Annotated in this window: 15 protein-coding genes and 1 rRNA gene; 12 read left to right on the top strand and 4 right to left on the bottom strand. The window is 70.2% G+C overall.

The genetic code is table 11. From position 1 onward, the window contains the following. Positions 1 to 114: 114 nt before the first annotated feature. Positions 115 to 1,752, bottom strand: coding sequence for a hypothetical protein (locus ABS52_11510; protein ODT02899.1), 1,638 nt, complete (start codon positions 1,750 to 1,752; stop codon positions 115 to 117). A 217-nt stretch (positions 1,753 to 1,969) separates the two neighbouring features. Here ABS52_11510 and ABS52_11505 point away from each other — a divergent pair, with 217 nt between their 5' ends. The 6 genes from ABS52_11505 to ABS52_11480 all read left to right on the top strand — a co-directional run bounded on the left by ABS52_11505 (position 1,970) and on the right by ABS52_11480 (position 12,000). Beyond that, on the top strand, positions 1,970 to 2,884 hold the full coding sequence (locus ABS52_11505) for a hypothetical protein (GenBank protein ID ODT02898.1): 915 nt from the start codon (positions 1,970 to 1,972) through the stop codon (positions 2,882 to 2,884). After that, entirely contained in the window at positions 2,881 to 4,689 is a 1,809-nt protein-coding gene (locus tag ABS52_11500) for a hypothetical protein (protein ODT02897.1), read from the top strand. Before ABS52_11505 ends, ABS52_11500 begins: the two co-directional genes overlap by 4 nt. Next, on the top strand, positions 4,689 to 8,105 hold the full coding sequence (locus ABS52_11495) for a transcription-repair coupling factor (GenBank protein ID ODT02896.1): 3,417 nt from the start codon (positions 4,689 to 4,691) through the stop codon (positions 8,103 to 8,105). Before ABS52_11500 ends, ABS52_11495 begins: the two co-directional genes overlap by 1 nt. 35 nt (positions 8,106 to 8,140) lie before the next feature. Then, complete coding sequence (locus ABS52_11490) at positions 8,141 to 9,589, top strand: hypothetical protein (GenBank protein ODT02895.1); 1,449 nt, start codon at positions 8,141 to 8,143, stop codon at positions 9,587 to 9,589. Between the two features lie 108 nt (positions 9,590 to 9,697). After that, a complete protein-coding gene (locus ABS52_11485) occupies positions 9,698 to 11,050 on the top strand; it encodes a hypothetical protein (GenBank protein ID ODT02894.1) in 1,353 nt (450 codons plus the stop codon). Between the two features lie 38 nt (positions 11,051 to 11,088). Further along, the gene (locus ABS52_11480) at positions 11,089 to 12,000 is read left to right on the top strand and encodes a 4-hydroxythreonine-4-phosphate dehydrogenase PdxA (protein ODT02893.1); all 912 of its coding nucleotides are present in this window, start codon (positions 11,089 to 11,091) and stop codon (positions 11,998 to 12,000) included. Between the two features lie 31 nt (positions 12,001 to 12,031). Here ABS52_11480 and ABS52_11475 read toward each other — a convergent pair whose 3' ends face one another. Both ABS52_11475 and ABS52_11470 read right to left on the bottom strand, forming a co-directional pair. Further along, positions 12,032 to 13,318 carry a hypothetical protein gene (locus ABS52_11475; protein ID ODT02945.1) on the bottom strand — a complete coding sequence of 429 codons (1,287 nt, stop codon included), beginning with the start codon at positions 13,316 to 13,318 and terminating at the stop codon, positions 12,032 to 12,034. A 26-nt stretch (positions 13,319 to 13,344) separates the two neighbouring features. Continuing rightward, positions 13,345 to 13,572 (bottom strand): hypothetical protein, encoded by a 228-nt coding sequence (locus tag ABS52_11470; protein ID ODT02892.1) that lies wholly within the window; start codon positions 13,570 to 13,572, stop codon positions 13,345 to 13,347. On the opposite strand from ABS52_11470, the gene ABS52_11465 reads away from it, so the two are divergent. The 3 genes from ABS52_11465 to ABS52_11455 all read left to right on the top strand — a co-directional run bounded on the left by ABS52_11465 (position 13,573) and on the right by ABS52_11455 (position 16,613). Beyond that, positions 13,573 to 14,451 carry a hypothetical protein gene (locus tag ABS52_11465; GenBank protein ID ODT02891.1) on the top strand — a complete coding sequence of 293 codons (879 nt, stop codon included), beginning with the start codon at positions 13,573 to 13,575 and terminating at the stop codon, positions 14,449 to 14,451. Between the two features lie 90 nt (positions 14,452 to 14,541). Then, on the top strand, positions 14,542 to 15,015 hold the full coding sequence (locus ABS52_11460) for a hypothetical protein (protein ID ODT02890.1): 474 nt from the start codon (positions 14,542 to 14,544) through the stop codon (positions 15,013 to 15,015). Further along, positions 15,015 to 16,613: a hypothetical protein gene (locus tag ABS52_11455; protein ODT02889.1), complete on the top strand. Its 1,599-nt coding sequence runs from the start codon at positions 15,015 to 15,017 to the stop codon at positions 16,611 to 16,613. Before ABS52_11460 ends, ABS52_11455 begins: the two co-directional genes overlap by 1 nt. A gap of 100 nt (positions 16,614 to 16,713) precedes the next feature. On the opposite strand, the gene ABS52_11450 is transcribed toward ABS52_11455, so the two are convergent. Next, entirely contained in the window at positions 16,714 to 16,902 is a 189-nt protein-coding gene (locus ABS52_11450; protein ODT02888.1) for a hypothetical protein, read from the bottom strand. 104 nt (positions 16,903 to 17,006) lie between these two features. Here ABS52_11450 and ABS52_11445 point away from each other — a divergent pair, with 104 nt between their 5' ends. The 3 genes from ABS52_11445 to ABS52_11435 all read left to right on the top strand — a co-directional run. Continuing rightward, on the top strand, positions 17,007 to 18,848 hold the full coding sequence (locus ABS52_11445; GenBank protein ID ODT02887.1) for a GTP-binding protein TypA: 1,842 nt from the start codon (positions 17,007 to 17,009) through the stop codon (positions 18,846 to 18,848). Positions 18,849 to 18,872: 24 nt separating this feature from the next. Continuing rightward, positions 18,873 to 19,289, top strand: coding sequence for a hypothetical protein (locus ABS52_11440; GenBank protein ODT02886.1), 417 nt, complete (start codon positions 18,873 to 18,875; stop codon positions 19,287 to 19,289). Between the two features lie 246 nt (positions 19,290 to 19,535). Continuing rightward, positions 19,536 to 19,626 (top strand): 16S ribosomal RNA (locus ABS52_11435); the annotation flags it as partial.

Below are 19,626 nucleotides of genomic sequence, written 5' to 3'. Positions count from 1 at the left end.
GAGGACGCCCCCGGGAAGCCCAGAAATATAACTCGGCCCGCCTTCAGGCACGGACGGGGGAGCCTGCGCCAGGCTCCCCCGTCGGATGTCGCGCGCCGACCGTATGCGTTGCCGCTACGCCCCGCCCGGGGGCTTCTTCTCACCCGTCGAGGCCGGAGGGTGGGGCGACTCCGCCCCACGGGCGGGAGCCGATGACGGGGGCGTTGGCGAGGCACGCACCTGGTCGCCGACATGCGACGTCCCGCTCCCCGCGCCCCCCATGGGAGGCGAGAGCCGACCGCCGTCGCCCCGTGGGGGATCGGAGCGCGACGCCCCATTGTCGCGCGGCGTGTCGAAGCGCGACGGCCGATCGTAGCGCGGGGCATCGAACGAGTTCCGCACGCTCGGCGGCGGCGCGTCGAATCGCGGACCGTAGGTCCGTGTCGGCGGGTCGAAGCGTGGCGGCGCGGCGCGAACCGGCGCACGACCTTCGGCGCCGGTCACGAACGTCGTGGGCCCGTTGCGGAGGTCGCCCGGCTCACGATTGTCACCCGAACGCCCCCTGCGCGGGAGCGCCCCGTCACCATACGGCGTCCGTCCCCCCTCGCCGACCTCGCGCGGTGGGCGCACCCAGGTGATGGTCGAGCCACCGTCCGTCGCCGGCGAGATGCGATCGGGGCCGGGTGCGCCGCCGATGTCGCGTTCGCGGCCGCCGCCAAAGGTGGTGGGCGAATGCCGGAGCGCGCGCCCCGGGATGGCGTACGACCGACCGCTGGGGTCGTCGTCGCCCACGGAAATCGGGCGTCCCGGGCCGGTCGTCACCGTCGCGCCGCGACGAAGGCCCTCGTTCCCATCCCGCAGCTCGGCCACCGGCCGCTCGGGGACCACGCCAACCGTGTCAGGCCGCCCGACGCGTACGCTGTCGGTGAGCCAGACGGGAACGCGCGCCGAGTCGCTCCCCGGGGGAGGGACGGGCGGGCGTGTGGAGGTCGGCTGGTTGGAGCGCGGATAGAAGCAGAGCGGGTTCACGAATCCCATGCCGTAGAGGTCGTACCCCAAGCCGTAGGGCGACCCCATGGTGCAGTAGTTGTAGAACCCGCAATTGTACATCGCCCCGAACCCGTCCCCGTAATACATCTCGTCGTCCCAGCGCTCGGCCAGCCCGCGGCGATACTGTCCGTAGTAGCCGTTGCAGAAGTTCGAGAACCCCGCCGACGTCACGTAGTACGGTGCGTCGACGTTGTAGTAGTCGACCGCATAGTCGAACGGCGACTGGTCGCTGAAGAGGACGAGGTTCGCGAAGCGCGACACGATCCGGTGCGGGTCGCCGACATAGACCCGGGTCGGGCGCCCGACGTAGATCCCGGTCACGTACCGGTCGAAGTCGCGGGACGTGAGGCGCGACAGGTCCAGCGGGTCGTACGACGCCATGGCGAAGACGAAGCCGCCGGCCATCCGGTCCGTCGCGTAGAAGGTGGCCGCTCCCCGACGCCCCCGCACCTGGATGTCCTCGCCTCCCTTCACCTCGCTCGTCCGCGTCCGGCTGGTGGGAAAGAGCACCGTGAGATGCCCGTTGCCGTCGACGCGTGCGACGACCACGTAGGCGTCGTCGCTGACGTTGAACCAGACGCGGACCGGGGCGCCGTACGAGTAGGTGTGCGTCCCCTCGAGCCACAGGCGTACCGTGGGCGTCTCGGGACCGGTGTCGACCGCGACGCGGTCGTTCCAGCGGACGGACTGCGCGCCGGCAGGCGCAGACAGCGCCAGCGCCACGAGTGCTCCCGTGACCAACGATCGACCCTGCATGGCTCGCCTCCCGCCTGACGGGCGCGGCCGCTGGTTGCCGCGGGCTCGCGCCGGTTCACCTGCTCGATCCAACCTAACGTCCCCCCACGTGCACGCCAGCATTTTCCATGCGCCCCCCGTAGGCAGGCGGCACCACTCGATGCATTTGACCAGCCCCAACCCCCTTTCTAGCTTCCGCCTCCCTATGGAGACGAGCCGCGCCACGCGCGCCGACCTGATCGACCCGGCCCAGCTTGCCTCGCTGGGCCGGATGGAAATCGTGGCGAAGTGGGTCGTCGACGGATTCCTGCAAGGGCTACACCGATCCCCCCGCAAAGGTTTCTCGGTCGAATTCGCCGAGTTCCGTCCGTACCAGCCGGGCGACGACCTCCGTTATATCGACTGGAAGATCGTGGCGCGGGCCGACAAGTGGATGGTCAAGCAGTTCGAGGAAGAGACCAACATGCGGGCCGCCGTCGTCCTCGACGTCTCCAAGTCGATGGACTGGCGCGGGAGTCCGGCCCGGCTCACCAAGCTCGCCTACGCCGAGCAGGTCGTCGCGGCGCTCTCGCTCCTCCTGATCCGGCAGAAGGACGCCGTCGGCCTGATCCGCTACGACGAGGCGCTGCGCAGCGTGATCCCGCCACGCGCGCGCAACGTGCAGTGGCGCCGCATCGTGAAGGCGCTCGAGGAGGGCGGGGCGGGGGAAGACTCCGACATGTCGGCCGCGCTCGTCCAGGCGGGGAAGCTCGTCTCGCGCCCCGGGCTCGTCGTCCTCGTGTCGGACCTCCTCGTCGACGAGGAGGCCACGCTCAGCGCGCTCAAGGTCGTGCGCGCCGGCGGGCATGGCGTCACCGTCCTGCACATCATGGATCCATCGGAGCGGGAGTTCGACGTCGCCCCCGAGGCGATCTTCGTCGACCCCGAGCGCGAGGCGTTGCACCTCCCGGCCACCGCGTCGGAGGTGCGCGAGGCGTACCGTGCCACGGTGGACCGGGCCATCGCCGACTGGCGCTCGCGCCTGGCCGCCCTCGGCGTGGGATACGAGGTCGTCTTCACCGACTCCCCCTTCGGCGTCCCGCTGCGCCGCGCCTTCGCCTCGCGCCAACGACTCCCGTGAGCTTCCTCGCACCCCTGTACCTGCTGCTGGCAGGGGCGGTCGCCGTCCCCCTCTTCTTGCACCTGCGGCGCCGGCGCATCGAGAACCGGATCGACTTCCCCGCGGTGCGCTACCTGGAGCGTGCCGAGAAGGACAACGTCCGGCAGCTGAAGATCCGCAACCTGCTGCTGATGTTCCTGCGGATCGCCGCGGTGCTGGCCGTCGCCCTCGCCGCCGCGCGCCCCATCGGGAGCTTCCTGGGGGCGGGGCACGTCCCCACCGCCCTGGCCGTCGTCCTCGACAATTCGCTCAGCACCAGCGCGATCGTCGACGGGGAACCGCTCCTGGCCACGTTGCGCGCGCGAGCGCTCGAGGCGGCGAATGCCGCCACCGGGAGCGACCGGGTCTGGCTCGTCACGGTCGACGGGAGCGTCGTTGGGGGATCGCTCGACGCCGTGCGCCAGGCGATCTCGCGCACCGACGTCTTCCCCGGCCGAGGCGACCTGGCCACGGCCATCACGCGGGCGGCGGGGCTGGTCGTCGGATCGGGGATCCCGGCGCGCCAGGTCGTGGTCGTCACCGATGGGCAGGCGACCACCTGGAGCGCTCCCGTCGCCACCGGCGACGTCCCGCTCTCGGTTCTCGCGCCGGCAGGGACGCCGCCCCGCAACCGGGCCGTGATCCTCGCGGATGCGCGCCCGGAGCGCTGGACCCCCCGTGGCGCCGTGGTGGCCCGGGCCCGGCTGTCCGACTCCGCCACCTATCGCATCGCCTTGGGTGAGCGGACGCTCGCGCGGGGGACGGCGCGCGACGGTGAGGATCTCACCGTGCGCGCCGCCCCCGTCGACCGGGGGTGGCGCGCCGGGCTCGTGGAGCTGGAGCCGGACGAGTTGCGCGCCGACGACGTGCGCCACTTCGCCGTCTGGATCGGCGCCGCCCCGCGCGTGCGCCCCGATCCCGCCGCCGGCCCCTTCCTGCGCACGGCCGTCGATGCGCTGCTGCAGGACGACCGGGTGGCCGCGGGCGACGACGTCGTGCTCGGTGCAGCTGACGGCGTCCCCAGGCTCCCGGCCCTCCTCCTCGCGCCCTCCGAGCCCTCACGGCTCGGCGCCGCCAACCGCACGCTCGAGCGCCTGGGACTTCCGTGGCGCTTCGCCCCGCCGCGTCGCGACGAGACCGCGGTGCGCGGCGACCGGTTCGATGGCGTGCGCACCTCGTTCCGCTATCCGCTGGAAGCACAGTCCGGGGCCGCGGGCGACACCATCGCGACCGCCGGGGGGGCGCCGTGGATCGTGGCGGGCGACGGCTACGTCATCATTGGCTCGCCGCTCGACCCTTCGGCCACCGACCTCCCCCTGCGCGCGAGCTTCGTCCCGTGGCTCGGTGACGTCGTCGCCCAGCGCCTGGCGGGGTCGGCGACCGCCATCCTCCACGCCGCCCCCGGCGGGCGCGTCCGCCTTCCGGCCGGGGTGGAGGGGCTCGAGGGGGGCGACGGACAGGTGACGCCGATTGCGGCTGGCGGCACCGCGCCGGCGCGTGCCGGGGGGTACTTCCTCCGCCGCGGCCCCGATCGCGTGGGCGCGCTGGTCGTGAACGCCGAGCCCGAGGAGTCGGACCTGGCGCGCCTCCCGCTCGCGGCGCTGCGCGATCGCGTGCGCACACGCGGGGCCGTCGTCACCGCCGACGTCGCGGCCTGGAAGCGCTCGCTCTTCGACGTCGGGTCGCGCCGCCCGCTGCAGGTGCCGCTGATCGTCCTCGCCCTCGCCCTCCTGGTGGCCGAGACGGTCGTGCTGCGACGGGGCGAGCGCCGCGGCGCTGCCGCCTGATGGCGCTCCCCACGATCCTCGACGCGGTCGAGCGCCTTGGCGCCTTCGCCCGTGTGGCCAACGTCTTCCCCTCGGCCGGGGCGCGTGTCGCCGTCGCCGGACTGCACGGCTCCAGCGACGCCGTCCTGGTCGCGGCGCTGGCCCGACGCTTCCCGCAGCGCTTCTTCGTCGTCGTCACCGACGCGGTGGCCGACGCGGAGCGCTGGCTCTCGGACCTGCACGTCCTCGCCGACGATGCGGCGGCCGCGCTGTACCCGCCGCGCGAGGGCTACGGCGAGGTGGAGCCCCATGCGGAGGTGGCCGGCGAGCGGGTCGAGACGCTGGAGCGCGTTTCGCGCGGGGCGGTGCGCATCCTGCTCACCACCGCCCGTGCCCTCCTGGAGCGCACCGCCCTCCCCAACGCGTTAGGCACGGCGCGCCTCGAGTTGCGCAAGGGCGACGTCCGGCGCCCCGAGGAGCTCGCCGCGCATCTCGAGGCCATCGGCTTCGAGCGCGTCACGATGGTGGACGACGTGGCCCAGTTCTCGGTGCGGGGGGGGATCTTCGACATCTACTCCTTCGGCATGGCGGAACCCGTGCGCCTCGAGTTCTGGGGCGACGAGATCGTCGAGCTGCGCCACTTCGAGCTGGGGACGCAGCGGAGCACGCGCCCGGCCACCGTCGCCGTCATCCTCCCGGTCGATGCGGCGCCCAGCGTCGGCACGCCCGGCGGCGACCGCGTCTCCATCCTCGCGCTCTTCCCGCCCGACACCGTCCTCGTCCTCCCCGACGAGTCGCACCTCGTCCCCGAGCTCGCCCGCACGTGGGCCGAGGCGGAGCACCACGCCGAGCTGGCCCGGCGCCGCGGCGAGGAGGTGGTGCCGCGCGACCAGCTCTTCCTCCCGCCGGCCGAGGTCGAGCGCGCGTTAGGCACGCTGGGACGCATCGCCGCCACCGATCCGTCGCGGGAGCGCGACTGCATCACCTTCCCCATTCGTCCCCCGGAGAACATCGCCCGCGACATCCGCCTCCTCCGCCAGGTGGTGCGCGACGGCACGCCGACGATGATCCTCTGCGACAACGCGGGGCAGGCCGAGCGCCTGGACGAGCTGCTCAACGAGGAGGCGGCGGCCCGCTCGCCGGCCAGCCTGGTGATCGGCGTGCTGAACGGGGGCTTCGTGGTGCCGCCGGGCGTGCCCGACCGGCGGGAGACGGTGGATGGGGGACGGGCGTTTGGCGCCGGGCCCGAAACGGCGCCGCGCACCGGCGCACTCCCGCCTCCCACCTCCCGCCTCCCGTCCGGTGCCTCCGGGCTCCGTGTCCTGACCGACCACGAGATCTTCCGCCGCGAGCGCCGCCTCCGCCGCGCCCGTCGTTATGCGACCGGGTCGGCCCTCGAGGCGATCACCACGCTCAAGCCGGGCGACTACGTCGTGCACCTCGAGCACGGGGTCGGGATCTATCGCGGCATCGAGAAGCTCTTCATGCGGGAGAGCACCATCGAGGTCGCCGTCATCGAGTACGAGGGAGGCGACCGGCTCAACGTCCCGCTCTATCGCATCGACCAGGTGGAGCGGTATCGGTCGGGGGTCGACGTCGGGGACGACGCCCCGCCGCCCAGGCTGCACAAGCTCGGCGGACGCCGCTGGGCGCAGCAGCGCGAACGGACGCGCCTGGCCATCGAGGAGATGACGCAGGAGCTCCTCCTGCTGTACGCGCGCCGTCACCTGGCCTCCCGCCCCCCCCACGTCCCCGATACCGCCTGGCAACGCCAGCTCGAGTCGTCGTTCCTCTTCGAGGATACGCCCGACCAGCGCAAGGCGACGACCGACGTCAAGGAGGACATGGAGAAGCCGCGCCCCATGGACCGCCTCCTGGTGGGCGACGTGGGCTACGGCAAGACCGAGATCGCGATTCGGGCCGCCTTCAAGGCGATCCAGAGCGGACGGCAGGTCGCCGTCCTCGTCCCGACGACGATCCTCGCCGAGCAGCACTTCCGCACCTTCTCCGAGCGCCTGGCCGACTTCCCCGTCCGCATCGCCGTCGTGTCGCGCTTCCAGACGCCGAAGGAGCAGGCCGCGATCCTCGCCGACCTGGCCGCGAAGTCGATCGACGTCGTGATCGGGACCCACCGCCTCCTCTCCGACGACGTCGCCTTCGGCCAACTGGGGCTCATCGTCGTCGACGAGGAGCACCGCTTCGGCGTCAAGCACAAGGAGAAGCTCAAGCATCTCAAGCTCGAGACCGACGTCCTGACGCTGACGGCGACGCCGATCCCGCGCACGTTGCACCTCTCGCTGGCGGGGCTGCGCGACATGACGCTGATGCAGACCCCGCCGCGCGATCGCTCGCCCGTCCTGACCTTCGTGGAGCCGTGGGACGACGGCATCATCGAGGAGGGGATCGCCCGCGAGCTCGATCGCGGCGGGCAGGTCTTCTTCGTCCACAACCGCATCGAGACCATCGAGGCCATCGCCGACCACATCCGGCGGGTCGCCCCGCGCGCCCGCGTCGCCGTGGGGCACGGACAGATGCGGGAGAAGGACCTGGAGGAGGTCATGCGCCGCTTCGTGGCCGGCGAGGTCGACGTCCTCGTCTCGACCCTCATCGTGGAGAGCGGGCTCGACGTGCCTAACGCCAACACGATGTTCATCAACCGTGCCGACCACTTCGGCCTCGCCCAGCTCTACCAGCTGCGCGGACGGGTGGGGCGCTCGCACCGGCGCGCCTACTGCTACCTGGTCGTCCCCGACCAGGTCGACGAGGACGCGGAGCGCCGGCTGCAAGTCCTGGAGCACCACACCGAGCTCGGGGCGGGGTACCGCGTGGCCCTCAAGGACATGGAGCTGCGCGGCGCCGGGAACCTCCTCGGCGCCGAGCAATCCGGCCACGTCCAGGCGGTCGGCTTCGAGCTGTACCTGCGCATGCTCGAGGAAGCGGTCAGGCGCGTCCAGGCCGGCGATGCCGCCCCCCCCGTCGTCCCCACCGACGTCTCGCTCGACCTCCCGGCCTATCTCCCCGACGACTACATCGTCGCCCCCGACGCGAAGCTCGACATCTATCGCCGGCTCACCGCCCTCACCGAGCCGGTCGCCATCGAGGCGCTCAAGGGCGAGGTGCGCGACCGCTTCGGCCCCCTCCCGCGCGAGGCGCATCACCTCTTTGCCAGCGCCATCCTGCGCCTGGTCGGCGGGGAGCTGGGGATCGAGGGGATCCTCGTGCACGGTGACGAAGCCCGTGTTACTTTTCGCGACTCCGCGACGCCGCGCCTCAAGGGGCTCACGGCGGCCTTCGGAGAGGTGCAGTTCCGCGCCGAGATCCGGCGCATGCAGCCCTTGTCGCTCAAGCTCACCCGGCTTGGCGGCGCCGGCATCCTCGACGGTCTCGTGCGCGCCCTCTCGCTCCTGCGCCCGAACGATCCGCCGCGGGGCGGGTAAGCAGCAGTCTCACCAGCATCTTCATCCGGACCAACATGACTCGCCTTCGCTTCCTCGGTGGTGCGCTCGCCCTTGTCTCGCTCGTTGCGTGTGATGGATTGAAAGAGGCCTTTTCCTCGCATGTCGACGTCGCGGCGCGCGCCGGGTCGCAGGAGCTCTCGGTGCAGGAGCTGGCCGACCTCCTGGGCAAGTCCCGCGTCCCCATCCGCAAGGAAGTCGCGCAGAGCATCGCCGATGCCTGGGTCAACTACCAGCTCCTCGGTGTCGCCGCCGCCAACGGCGATTCGCTCAACGACGACAAGCTCATCGACGAGGTCATGTGGCCGGTCTACACGTCGGCCAAGACCAACAAGTTCTACAAGCAGGTCTCGGACAAGTGGGTCACCGACACCTCCGATGCGACGGCCTCGGCGGCCTTCGAGAAGGGGGACCTCCTCGCGGCCAGGCACATCCTCTTCCAGGTCCCCGCAGGGCAGGACGCCGACACCCTGGCGGTGATGCAGAAGGCCGAAGGGGTCCGCAAGCGCGCCACGACCGCCAACTTCGCTGCCCTCGCCAAGGAATACGGCACCGATGGCACGAAGGACGTGGGCGGTGACCTCGGCGTCTTTCCGCCGTCGGCCATGGTCCCCGAGTTCTCGCGAGCCGTCGCCGCCCTCAAGCCGGGCGAGATCGGCCCCCTGGTGCGCACCCAGTTCGGCTATCACATCGTGCGCCGCTCCACCTACGCCGAGGCCAAGGGGCCGTTCCTCCAGCAGTTCGCGCAGCGGCAGCGCTTCGTCGCCGAGAGCACCTACATCACCGGGCTCGAGACCGAGGGGAAGGTCGATGTCAAGGAGACGGCAGCCAAGACGGTCAAGGCCGTCGCCGCCGATCCCAACGAGCACGAGAACGACCGCACGGTGGTCGCCACCTCGCGCCTCGGCAACTTCACCGCCGCGCAGGTAGCCCGCTGGATCAACGGCTTCCCGAACCCGGACCAGATCCGCGGGCAGATTGCCCAGGCTCCGGACTCGCTCATGAAGACGTTCGTCCTCAACCTCCTGCGCAACGAGCTCATCCTCGATGCGGCGGAGAAGGCCAACGTCACCACCGACAGCGCCGAGACGGCGGAGATCCGCAACTCGTTCAAGGGGCTGGTGGGGAACGTCTGGGCCGGGCTCGGGATCGCCCCGTCGGCCCTGGGTGACAGCGCCAAGAACAAGGGGGAGAAGGCGCGCCTGGCCGCCTCGCGCATCGACGAGTACCTCGGCCGGCTGGTCAACGGCGAGGCGCAGTTCGTCGAGGTGCCGGCGCCGCTCGTGCAGGCGCTCCACAAGAAGTACGACTGGAAGATCAACTCGGCTGCCCTCGACAAGGCGGTGGCCGACGCGCAGCCGATCCGTGCCAAGGCCGACTCGGCCCGCGCATCCCAGACGCCGCCGTCCGCCGTCCCGGTCCCGGGGGCCACGCCGCCGTCCGCCGACACGGGTGCCCGGAAGTAACGCGGGTCCACTCCGATGGTTCGGGCGCGGGCGATCCTCCGGGGTCGCCCGCGTTGAACTTGTCTCCCCCAATTCGTGTACCTTGAGCGCATGAGACATCTGCTTCGGGTGGCGGCGGCGCTGGCCGCCATGCTCACCGCCACCGCGGGCGCGGCGCACGCGCAGCAACCCATTCACATCCCCGTCGACAAGATCGTCGCCGTGGTCGGACAGCACGTCATCCTCTGGAGCGACGTGCTCGAGGAGTTGTCGCAGCGCCGGGCGCAGGGGCTTCAGGTCCCCGAGGATTCCACCGCCCAGCTCGCCCTGGCCCGCTCGATCGTCAACGAGATGATCGACGTGGAGGTGATGGTCCAGCGCGCCCAGCGCGACACCTCCATCACCGTGGCCGACGCCGACCTCACGACCACGGTCGAACAGCAGATGAAACGGCTGCGCGACCAGTTCAAGAACGAGGGAGAGTTCGCGCAGGCGCTGAAGAGCGGCGGCTTCGGCTCCATCGAGGAGTATCGCCGCTGGCTCACCGACCAGGCACGGCGCCGTGCCCTGCAGGAGCGACTCGTCCAGAAGATGCGGCAGGACGGGAAGATGATCACGGTCGCCGTCTCCGAGGACGAGATCACCGATGCGTTCAATCGGGAACGAGAGCGCCTCCCGAAGCGCCCGGCCACGGTGACCTTCCGCCAGATCGTGGTCCCGACCGAGGCGTCCGAGGCGGCCCGCAAGGTGGCGTACGCCCGCGCGGAGTCGGTGTACAAGGACCTCACCAGCGGCGGCGACTTCGAGAAGATCGCGAAGCGCGTCTCCGAAGATTCGGGATCGGCCGTGCAGGGGGGCGACCTCGGATGGTCGCGCCGTGGCCAGATGGTCCCCGCGTTCGACCAGATGATGTTCCTCCTCCCGCCGGGGCAGATCTCGCCGATCGTCGAGACGCAGTTCGGCTTCCACATCATCCGCGTCGATCGCGTGCAGCCGGCGGAGCGCAAGGCGCGGCACATCCTCATCAAGCCCAAGTACGACTCGGCCGACATCGCGCGGGCGCGAGCGCGGGCCGACTCGGTGCTGATGCTCTGGGAAAAGGGAACTCCCTTCGACACCCTCGTGGCGCGCTTCCACGACATCGCCTCCGACGAGGCCAAGGGGGTGCTGGAGCCGTTCGAGCGCTCCCGCCTCCCCGAGTCGTACCAGAAGGCCTTCGACGGGAAGAAGAACGGCGACTTCGTCCCGCCGTTCGAGGTCGAGGATCGGCAGCGCGGGGTCCCGAAGTTCGTGATCGCCCAGCTGGTCAACGTGGCGGAAGAGGGCGACTACACCGTGCAGGACCTGCGCAACCAGATCCGGGAGCAGCTGTCGCAGGAGAAGTCGTACCGACGCCTCCTGGACGGCCTGCGCAAGGACACCTACGTCGCCGTCATGCTCGACGGCGCAGGGGCGGTTGGGGGCTCGGACGCCCTTCGCTGAGTTCGGCGCCGACGCCCCCTCGCCTCGCCTCGCCGTCCATGCCCCGCCGCCCCATCGCCATCACCCTCGGTGATCCTCGCGGGATCGGCCCGGAGGTCGTGCGCAAGGCGCTTGACAGCAGCGAGGTACAGGCGCTCGGGGCGTTCGAGCTGGTCGGCCCCACGGGGACGGGGTTGGACGTGCAGCACGCGGTGGGCGAGTGGCACGCCCGGGGGGGGCCGGCCCTCGCTGGCCGGCTGGCCGGCCTCGCGATCGAGCGCGCGGTGCAGCTGGCGAAGTCCGGACGGGTGGGCGGGATCGTCACGGCCCCCATCGACAAGGCGGCGCTGCTGGCCGGAGGCTACGACTACCCGGGGCACACCGAGATGCTCGCCGCCCTTACCGGCGCCGACGTGGCGATGATGCTCGCCTCCGACACGCTGCGCGTGGTCCTGGCCACCACGCACGTCTCGCTGCGCGAGGTGCCGTCGGCGGTCACGCGCGAGGCCCTGATGCGCGCGGTGCGCGTCACCCGCGAGGGCCTGCGCCACTGGTTCGGGATCGCCGAGCCGCGCATCGCCCTCTGCGCCCTCAATCCCCACGCGGGCGACGGCGGGCGCTTCGGCGACGAGGACGATACCCTCCTGGCCCCGGTGGCGCGGGAAGCCGGCGTGAGCGGCCCGTTCCCCGCCGACACCGTCTTCGTGCGGGCGATGCGCGGGGCGTTCGACGCGGTGATCGCTCCGTACCACGACGTCGGCATGACCGCCATCAAGGTCGCGTCGTTCGGGCACGCGGTGAACGTCACGCTCGGCCTCCCCTTTCCGCGCACCTCCCCCGATCACGGGACGGCGCTCGACATCGCCGGGCAGGGCATCGCCGACGCGGGGAGCATGATCGCCGCCGTCACCATGTGCGCCGCGATTGCCGCGCGCGCCGTGCCGCTCTCGCCCGGCGCGCCCGCGTCGTAGCGGCGGCGTTGCACCCGGCGGCCGCGGGCGCCTAACGCTCCCCGGCCGCGGCCGGGGCCACGTCGAGGAGCATGGCCAGGCTCTTGATGCGTCGCCCTTCCATGTCGCGCACCGTGAAGGTGGCTCCCCCCGCCGAGACGCGATCGCCCACCACCGGGAGGCGCCCGAGCGCCCCGAAGACGTAGCCGCCGATCGTCGTGTAGTCCTCCTCCGGGACGGTCGTCCCGTACTGCTCGTTCACCTCCGGGACGTGCGTCTCCCCGGGCAGGATCGTCTCGCCCGACGACGACACGACCGCCCGCCGTTCCGGCTCGTCGTACTCGTCGAGGATCTCGCCGACGATCTCCTCGAGGAGGTCTTCCATCGTCACGATTCCCGCCGTTCCGCCGAACTCGTCGAGCACGACGGCCATGTGCTCCTTGCGCTTCTTGAAGTCGGACAGGACTTCCTCGACTTCGCGCGACCCCGGAACGACGAGGACGTCGCGAATGATGTCCCGCACGGAGAACAGCATGGGGGCGCGCCGCAGCGCACGCAGGAGGTCCTTCGCCAGCACCACCCCCACGACGTTGTCCAGCGATTCGTCGTAGACGGGGTAGCGCGAGAAGTTGCTCTCGTCCACCAGCGCCAGCGCCTCCTCGAGCGTGGCGCCGATGGGAAGCGCGACGATCTCCGTTCGCGGCGTCATCACCTCGCGGGCGTTCTTCTCGCTGAACTCGAACACTCCTTCCATGAGCGCCGCGTCGCGCGCCTCGATCGCCCCGCTCTCCTCGCTGTGCTCGATCAGCATGCGCAGCTCGTCGGGCGAGTGCACCGTCTCCTCGCCCACGTCGGCGCGCTGACCGAAGAGGCGCAGGACCAGTTCGGCCGACTTGTTGAGGACCGAGGTGAAGGGGGCCGTGAGCCACGCGAAGGCCAGCAGGAGGGGCGACAGGTAGCGCGCGAACTGCTCCGGGTGGTTCAGCGCCGCCGCGCGCGGGGCCAGCTCGCCGAACACCACGTGCATGAAGGTCGCGCAGGCGAGGGCGATCGCGGCCCCGAGACTCACCCGCAGCGATGCCTCGAGCGCCAGCGGGAGCTGCTCGAACCAGCGCTCGAAGAACGCTCCCAGCGTCCCCTCGATCGCCCACCCCAGCCCCAGCGATGTGAGGGTGATCCCCAACTGGCTGGCCGACAGCACCCTCACCAGATTGCCCGTAGCGGTGAGCGCGTACTTCGCCAGGCGATCGCCCGAGTGCACCATCGCCTCCAGGCGCGTGCGGCGTGACCTGACGAGGGCGAACTCCACCGCGACGAAGAAGCCGTTGAGGAGGAGCAGGGCGACGATGAGCAGGACTTTGTTCGTCACCCTTGGAACATACCCGACCCCGTGACTCGTCGTCCACAGTACAGATGACCCCGCCACGTCGCCCTCACCCCCCACCGCCGTCCCCCGGTACGGCGCACGGCCATGCGCACGCGCACGGCCCGGGGCACGGCGATGCGCACGTGCACGGTCACCCGCGTGCGCACCCTCGGGAGCACGATCAGGAGCACCATCACGAGCACCCGCATGGGCACCATCACGTGCACATGCACCTCGACAGCGGGACCGATCCCGGGCTCCAGCGCCGGTTGCGCTGGGCGCTGGCCCTCACCGCGACGTTCCTCGTTGCCGAGGTCGTCGGGGGGATCCTGGCCAACTCGCTCGCCCTTCTGGCCGACGCGGGCCACATGCTCACCGACGTGGCGGCGCTGGCCCTCTCGCTCTTCGTCGCCTGGTTCTCCCGCCAGCCCGCCGTTCCCGAGAAGACCTACGGCTACCTCCGCTGGGAGATCCTGGCCGCCTTCCTGAACGGGGCGGCGCTCCTGGTGGTCTCCGGCTTCATCATCTTCGAGGCGTTCGGCCGCCTCCGCGCCCCGGAGCCCGTCGCCACCGGGCTGATGCTCTCCGTCGCCACGGGCGGCCTCCTGGTGAATGCGGCCTGTGCGTGGATCCTGCACCCGTTGCATGCCCACTCGCTCAACGCCCGCGGGGCGTACCTCCACGTGCTGGGGGACCTGCTCGGTTCGATCGGCACCGTCGCGGCCGGGGCCACGATTCGCTTCACCGGATGGCAGGCTGCCGATCCCATCGCCTCCATCCTGGTCACGCTCCTCATCGTGCGCTCGTCGTGGCACCTCGTGCGCGAGAGCGTCGACGTCCTGCTGGAGGCCACTCCGTCGCACATTTCGCTGGGCGCGGTGCGGGGCGCGCTCTCCCGGGTGGAGGGGGTGTCGGCCGTCCACGACCTGCACGTCTGGACGGTGACCTCGGGGATGGTGGCGATGAGCGCCCACGCCGTCGTCCCCCGTGAGGCGGATCACCAGCGCGTCCTGCGCGACGCCGTCGCGGCCATGCGCGAGTTCGGCATCCTGCATTGCACCGTCCAGATCGAGGGCGAGCCGATGTGCGACAACGGCCATCCGTAGGGCGGGAGCTCCCGCCAGCCGCCTCGTCGTGACGTAACCACCCGTCGGCGCGTCGTTTCCGGTGGAGACATCCCGGCAAGCGCGACCGACATGTGGAACCTCATGGACGACCTCCGAATCGAGAAGGCCCGGCTTCCCGTCGTGCTGATCACCCTGGACGGGGAACGCATCAGCGGCGAACTGTTCGTTCAGGCCAGTGCCCGCAACGGCTCCGGCCACGAGACGGCGCACGACGTGCTCAATGGCGCCGAGCCGTTCTTCCCGATCGCGACCATGAAGGGGCTCACCCTGCTCGTGGCGAAGGAGCAGGTGCGCGAACTGTTCGTGGCGCGTGAGGATGCCGATGAGGGCGAGTGGGACTTCGGCACCCCGGCCGAGGTGGAGGTGGTGATGCAGGGCGGCGCGGCGCACGTCGGGACGATCCTCGTCCATCAGGTCACGGGGCGCCGGCGCGTCCTCGATTACCTCAATCGGTTCACCGAGCGCTTCGTGGCGCTCTACAAGGAAGAAGGCGTCGTGCTCCTGAACCGGGCGCGCATCGCGCACGTGCGGCAGGACTCCTGATGTCCCAGATCCCGCGCCTGCTCGAGGTCCTCGCCAGTACGCGCGCCGATGCGCTCTCCCTCGTGGAGGGCGAGCCGATCACGCTCGCGCGAGTCGATGGCATCCACCCGATCACCAAGCACCCGCTCTCGGCGGCGCACTGGCGGGCCCTGGTGTCGGAGCTGATACCGTCGTCCGTCGTCGATGCGCTGGCCGAGGGGGACCCGCAGGTGCGTTCGGCCACCGTGGGCGGAGGCAAGTATTCGGTGCGCCTGTGGCGGCAGGATGGGACCGGGCGCGCCGAGGTGCGCGCGGTCGGCGGGCGCGGAAATCCGACGCCGGTGTCGCCCCCCGCGGTGATGGCCACGCCCGTCGTGCCGACCACCGTGGTCACGGCGAGCGCGGAGCCCCCGACGGGCGCCGTGGACCCGTCGGCGCGCGCCGAGATGGAGGCGCTGCTGCGCGAGCAGATGACGCGCGGGGCCTCGGACTTGCACCTGCGCACCGGCGACCATCCGCTGATGCGGATCAGCGGCGACATCGTCCGCCTCGACGCGTACGCGCGCCTCGATGCCCAGGGCGTGGGGGCGATGCTGCACGCCATCATGCCGGAGCGGAACCGCCGGGAGTTTGCCGAGGACAACGACACCGACTTCGCCTACGAGATCCCGGGGGTGGCGCGCTTCCGGGTCAACGCCTTCGCGGACCGGCGCGGGCCGGGGGCGGTGTGCCGCGCGATCCCGTCGCGCATCATCACCGCCGAGGAGCTGGGGCTGAGCCCGGAGGTGCAGGCGCTCTGCCGGCTGACCAAGGGGCTGGTCCTCGTCACCGGTCCCACGGGGAGCGGGAAGTCGACCACCCTGTGTGCCCTGGTCGACCTGGTGAACCGCGTGCGGCAGGACCACATCGTGACCATCGAGGACCCGATCGAGTTCGTGCACGAGAGCAAGGGATGTCTCGTCACGCAGCGGCAGGTCGGGATGCACACCAACTCGTTCAAGCATGCGTTGCGCGCCGCGCTGCGCGAGGATCCCGACGTCGTCCTGGTCGGTGAGCTGCGCGACCTCGAGACGGTGGGGATCGCGATCGAGACCGCGGAGACGGGGCACCTCGTGTTCGGGACGCTGCACACCACGACGGCCGCGAGCACCATCGACCGCATCATCGACCAGTTTCCGTCGGACCGGCAGGAGCAGATCCGCGTGATGCTGTCGGAGTCGCTGAAGGGGGTCATCGCCCAGACGCTCTGCCGCAAGGTCGGTGGCGGGCGGGTGGCGGCGATGGAGGTCCTCCTCGCGACCCCGGCGATCTCGAACCTCATTCGCGAGGCGAAGACGTTCCAGATCCCGAGCGTGATGCAGACATCGCGGCGCCTGGGCATGATCGGCCTCAACGAGTCGCTGCTCGAGCTGGTGGAGAAGGGGATGGTCGAGCCGAAGGAGGCGTACCTGCGCGCCATCGACAAACCGACGATTGCGGCCAGCCTCAGGGCGCGCGGCTACGACATGTCCTTCGCGGAGGCGGAGTCGCCGCCTAACGCGTCGCCGTCCCGTCCGGAGGGGGGCACGGTGCAGGCCAAGACGCCGCCCCCCCGCGCGGGGTACGGGACGCGCCGCTGAGAACGCGAACGGCGCGAGGAATCCATTCCTCGCGCCGTCGTCGTGGCTGGTCACGTGGCCGGCCACCGGCTGCCCCGATGGCCGCACGCGGGGCGAACGCCTAGGTACTGCCCTCGCCGTTGGAGCCCGTCGACTGGGGCTGGCCTTTCAACTCACCGCGGCTGCGCTCGTACTCCTCGCGCGCACTGTAGCCATAGCCTCCCAGAACCTCCCCGCCGCGCATGTAGTCGTGGCCGTATCCGCGGCCCTGGGGATACACGTCCTTCGAGGGCTCCTGCTGCTGGTGCATGGCACACCTCCGGCTAGTGTCAGGACAAATACACGCTGGCACTCCCCGTCCGGATAGGCAAGAGGGTTGAAGGTCCCCCCCCTGACCTGTGATACTTCGGGGCTATGGATATCCGCAACATCGCCATCATCGCGCACGTCGACCACGGGAAGACGACCCTGGTCGACAAGATGCTACGCCAGGCCGGCGCCTTCCGCGAGAATCAGGTCGTCGCCGAGCGCGTGATGGACTCGAACCCGCTGGAGCGGGAACGCGGAATCACGATCCTGGCCAAGAACACGGCCGTGACCTGGCGGGAGACGAAGATCAACATCGTCGATACGCCGGGCCATGCCGATTTCGGCGGGGAGGTCGAGCGAATCCTGCGCATGGTCGACGGGGTTCTGCTGGTGGTGGACGCCTTCGACGGGCCCATGCCGCAGACGCGCTTCGTTCTCCGGAAGGCGCTCGACCTCAAGCGCGCCCCGATCGTGGTGATCAACAAGATCGATCGCCCCGGGGCCGAGCCGATGCGCGTCCACGACGAAGTCCTCGACCTGTTCATCGAGCTGGAGGCGGACGACAGCATCCTGGACGCGCCGTTCATCTTCGCATCCGGGCGTGAGGGGGTTGCCACGACCGACCTTGCCCGGACGCCGGTCGACCTGGCGCCGCTGTTCGATGCGATCGTCGCCCACGTCCCCCCGCCGCCGAGCGACCGGGACGGGACGTTCCAGATGCTCGTCTCCACGCTCGACTATTCGCCCTACCTCGGCCGGCTGGCGGTCGGACGCATCGAGCGTGGCCGGGTCAAGTTGGGCGAGAACATCGCGCTCCTGCCGAGCGATCCGGCGCTCCCGGTCGTGACGTCGCGCGTCACCAAGTTGTACACGCACCAGGGACTCGAGCGCATCGAGGTCGAGTCGGCGTCGGCGGGGGACATCGTCGCCCTGGCGGGGCTGGAGGGAGTAGAGATCGGAAGCACCCTGTCGGATGTGGAGGCGCAGGAGCGGATGGAGGGGATCGCGGTCGAGGAACCGACGATCTCGGTGGACTTCCTCGTGAACAATTCCCCGTTTGCGGGGAAGGACGGGAAGTTCGTGACGTCGCGCCAGCTTCGGGAGCGGCTCTACAAGGAGCTGGAGCGGAACGTGGCGCTCAAGGTCGAGGAGACCGATTCGACCGATACGTGGACGGTATCGGGGCGTGGCGAGCTGCACCTCTCGATCCTCATGGAGACGATGCGTCGCGAGGGGTACGAGTTCCAGGTCTCGCGTCCGCGTGTCATCTCGCGGGAGGGGCCGAACGGCGAGAAGCTGGAGCCGTACGAGGAGCTGATGATCGACGTCCCGGAGGAGTTTCTCGGGGTGGTGATCGAGAAGTTGGGGCCGCGGCGAGCCGAGCTGATCGACATGCGGAATCCGGGGCAGGGGATGGTACGGGTGCGGTACCGGATTCCGGCGCGTGGGCTGTTCGGGTATCGCAGCGAGTTCCTGACGGACACGCGGGGGACGGGGATCCTGCACCACCGGTTCCTGGAGTACGGGGCGTGGGCGGGGGCGTTGACGGGGCGGACGCGTGGCACGCTGGTTTCGATGGAGCAGGGGACGGTGGTGGCGTTCGCGCTGGGCAACCTGCAGGAGCGCTCGACGTTGTTCGTGCGTCCCGGGGAGCAGGTGTACGACGGGATGATCATCGGGGAGAACTCGCGTCCGGGCGACATGGACGTGAACCCGACGAAGGAGAAGAAGCTGACGAACATGCGTTCCAAGTCGGCCGACGAGGCGATCCAGCTGGAGCCGCCGCGGGAGTTGACGCTGGAAGGCGCGCTGGAGTACATAGAGGACGACGAGCTGATCGAGGTCACGCCCGCGGCGGTGCGCTTGCGCAAGCGCATGTTGAATGCGATCGACCGGAAGAAGCTCTCTCGTGAGGCAAAGCGCGAACGGGAACGCGCGGCGCCGTAATTTTCATTCGAGGAGACTAAAGCAATGTTGCCCGAGTTCGAGTCGTCGGAGGCGCGCGGCGCGTACGGGATGGCGTACGGGACGTCGGAGGGGACGTCGTACGGGATGTCGTACGGGATGTCGCCACGGCGGGACGACGACGACGACTTTGACGACGACGTGGAGGGGGAGGACGACGAACTGGAGAAGGACGAGGAGTTCGACGACCAGTTCGACGATCCGGAGGCGATCGACCTCGACGAGGATGAAGAGGAGTACGACGACGACCTCGACGAGGATGAGGAGGATGAGGATGAGGAGGATGACGACGAGGCGGACGAGGACGAGGCGGACGAGGAGGAGGAGGATTTCGACGACACGCTGATCGACCTGGACGACGAGTATGATGCGGAGGATGAGGATGAGCGTCCTCGTCCTGGGCCGGGGCGATACGAGGAGTAGTGCCGGGTGGGGGGCACCCCACTTGACGGTGTGACTGGGCGTCTTATCTTACGCGTCCCCTCGGATCCATGGGGGGCGTTGCTGTTTGACAATCGAGCGAAGTGGTGTGCGAGGCTCTTGGAGATCCGCGGTGATCGTGCGCCGCGGGGAGAGTCACAAACACGAATTGATTCCGGATGCAGTCGTTGGATCGCCGAGCGATCGACTGATCCGAGGACTGCGTTCGAGCGAGCTTATGTATCGAATTCTCTTGGAGAGTTTGATCCTGGCTCAGGACGAACGCTGGCGGCGTGCTTAACACATGCAAGTCAAGGGGGGCCCGCAAGGGTCAACCGGC

Source organism: Gemmatimonadetes bacterium SCN 70-22, assembly GCA_001724275.1.
Taxonomy (GTDB): Bacteria; Gemmatimonadota; Gemmatimonadetes; order Gemmatimonadales; family Gemmatimonadaceae; genus SCN-70-22.
The sequence above is the reverse complement of the archived record's forward strand: the minus strand, read 5'-3'. Positions and strand labels throughout refer to the sequence as shown.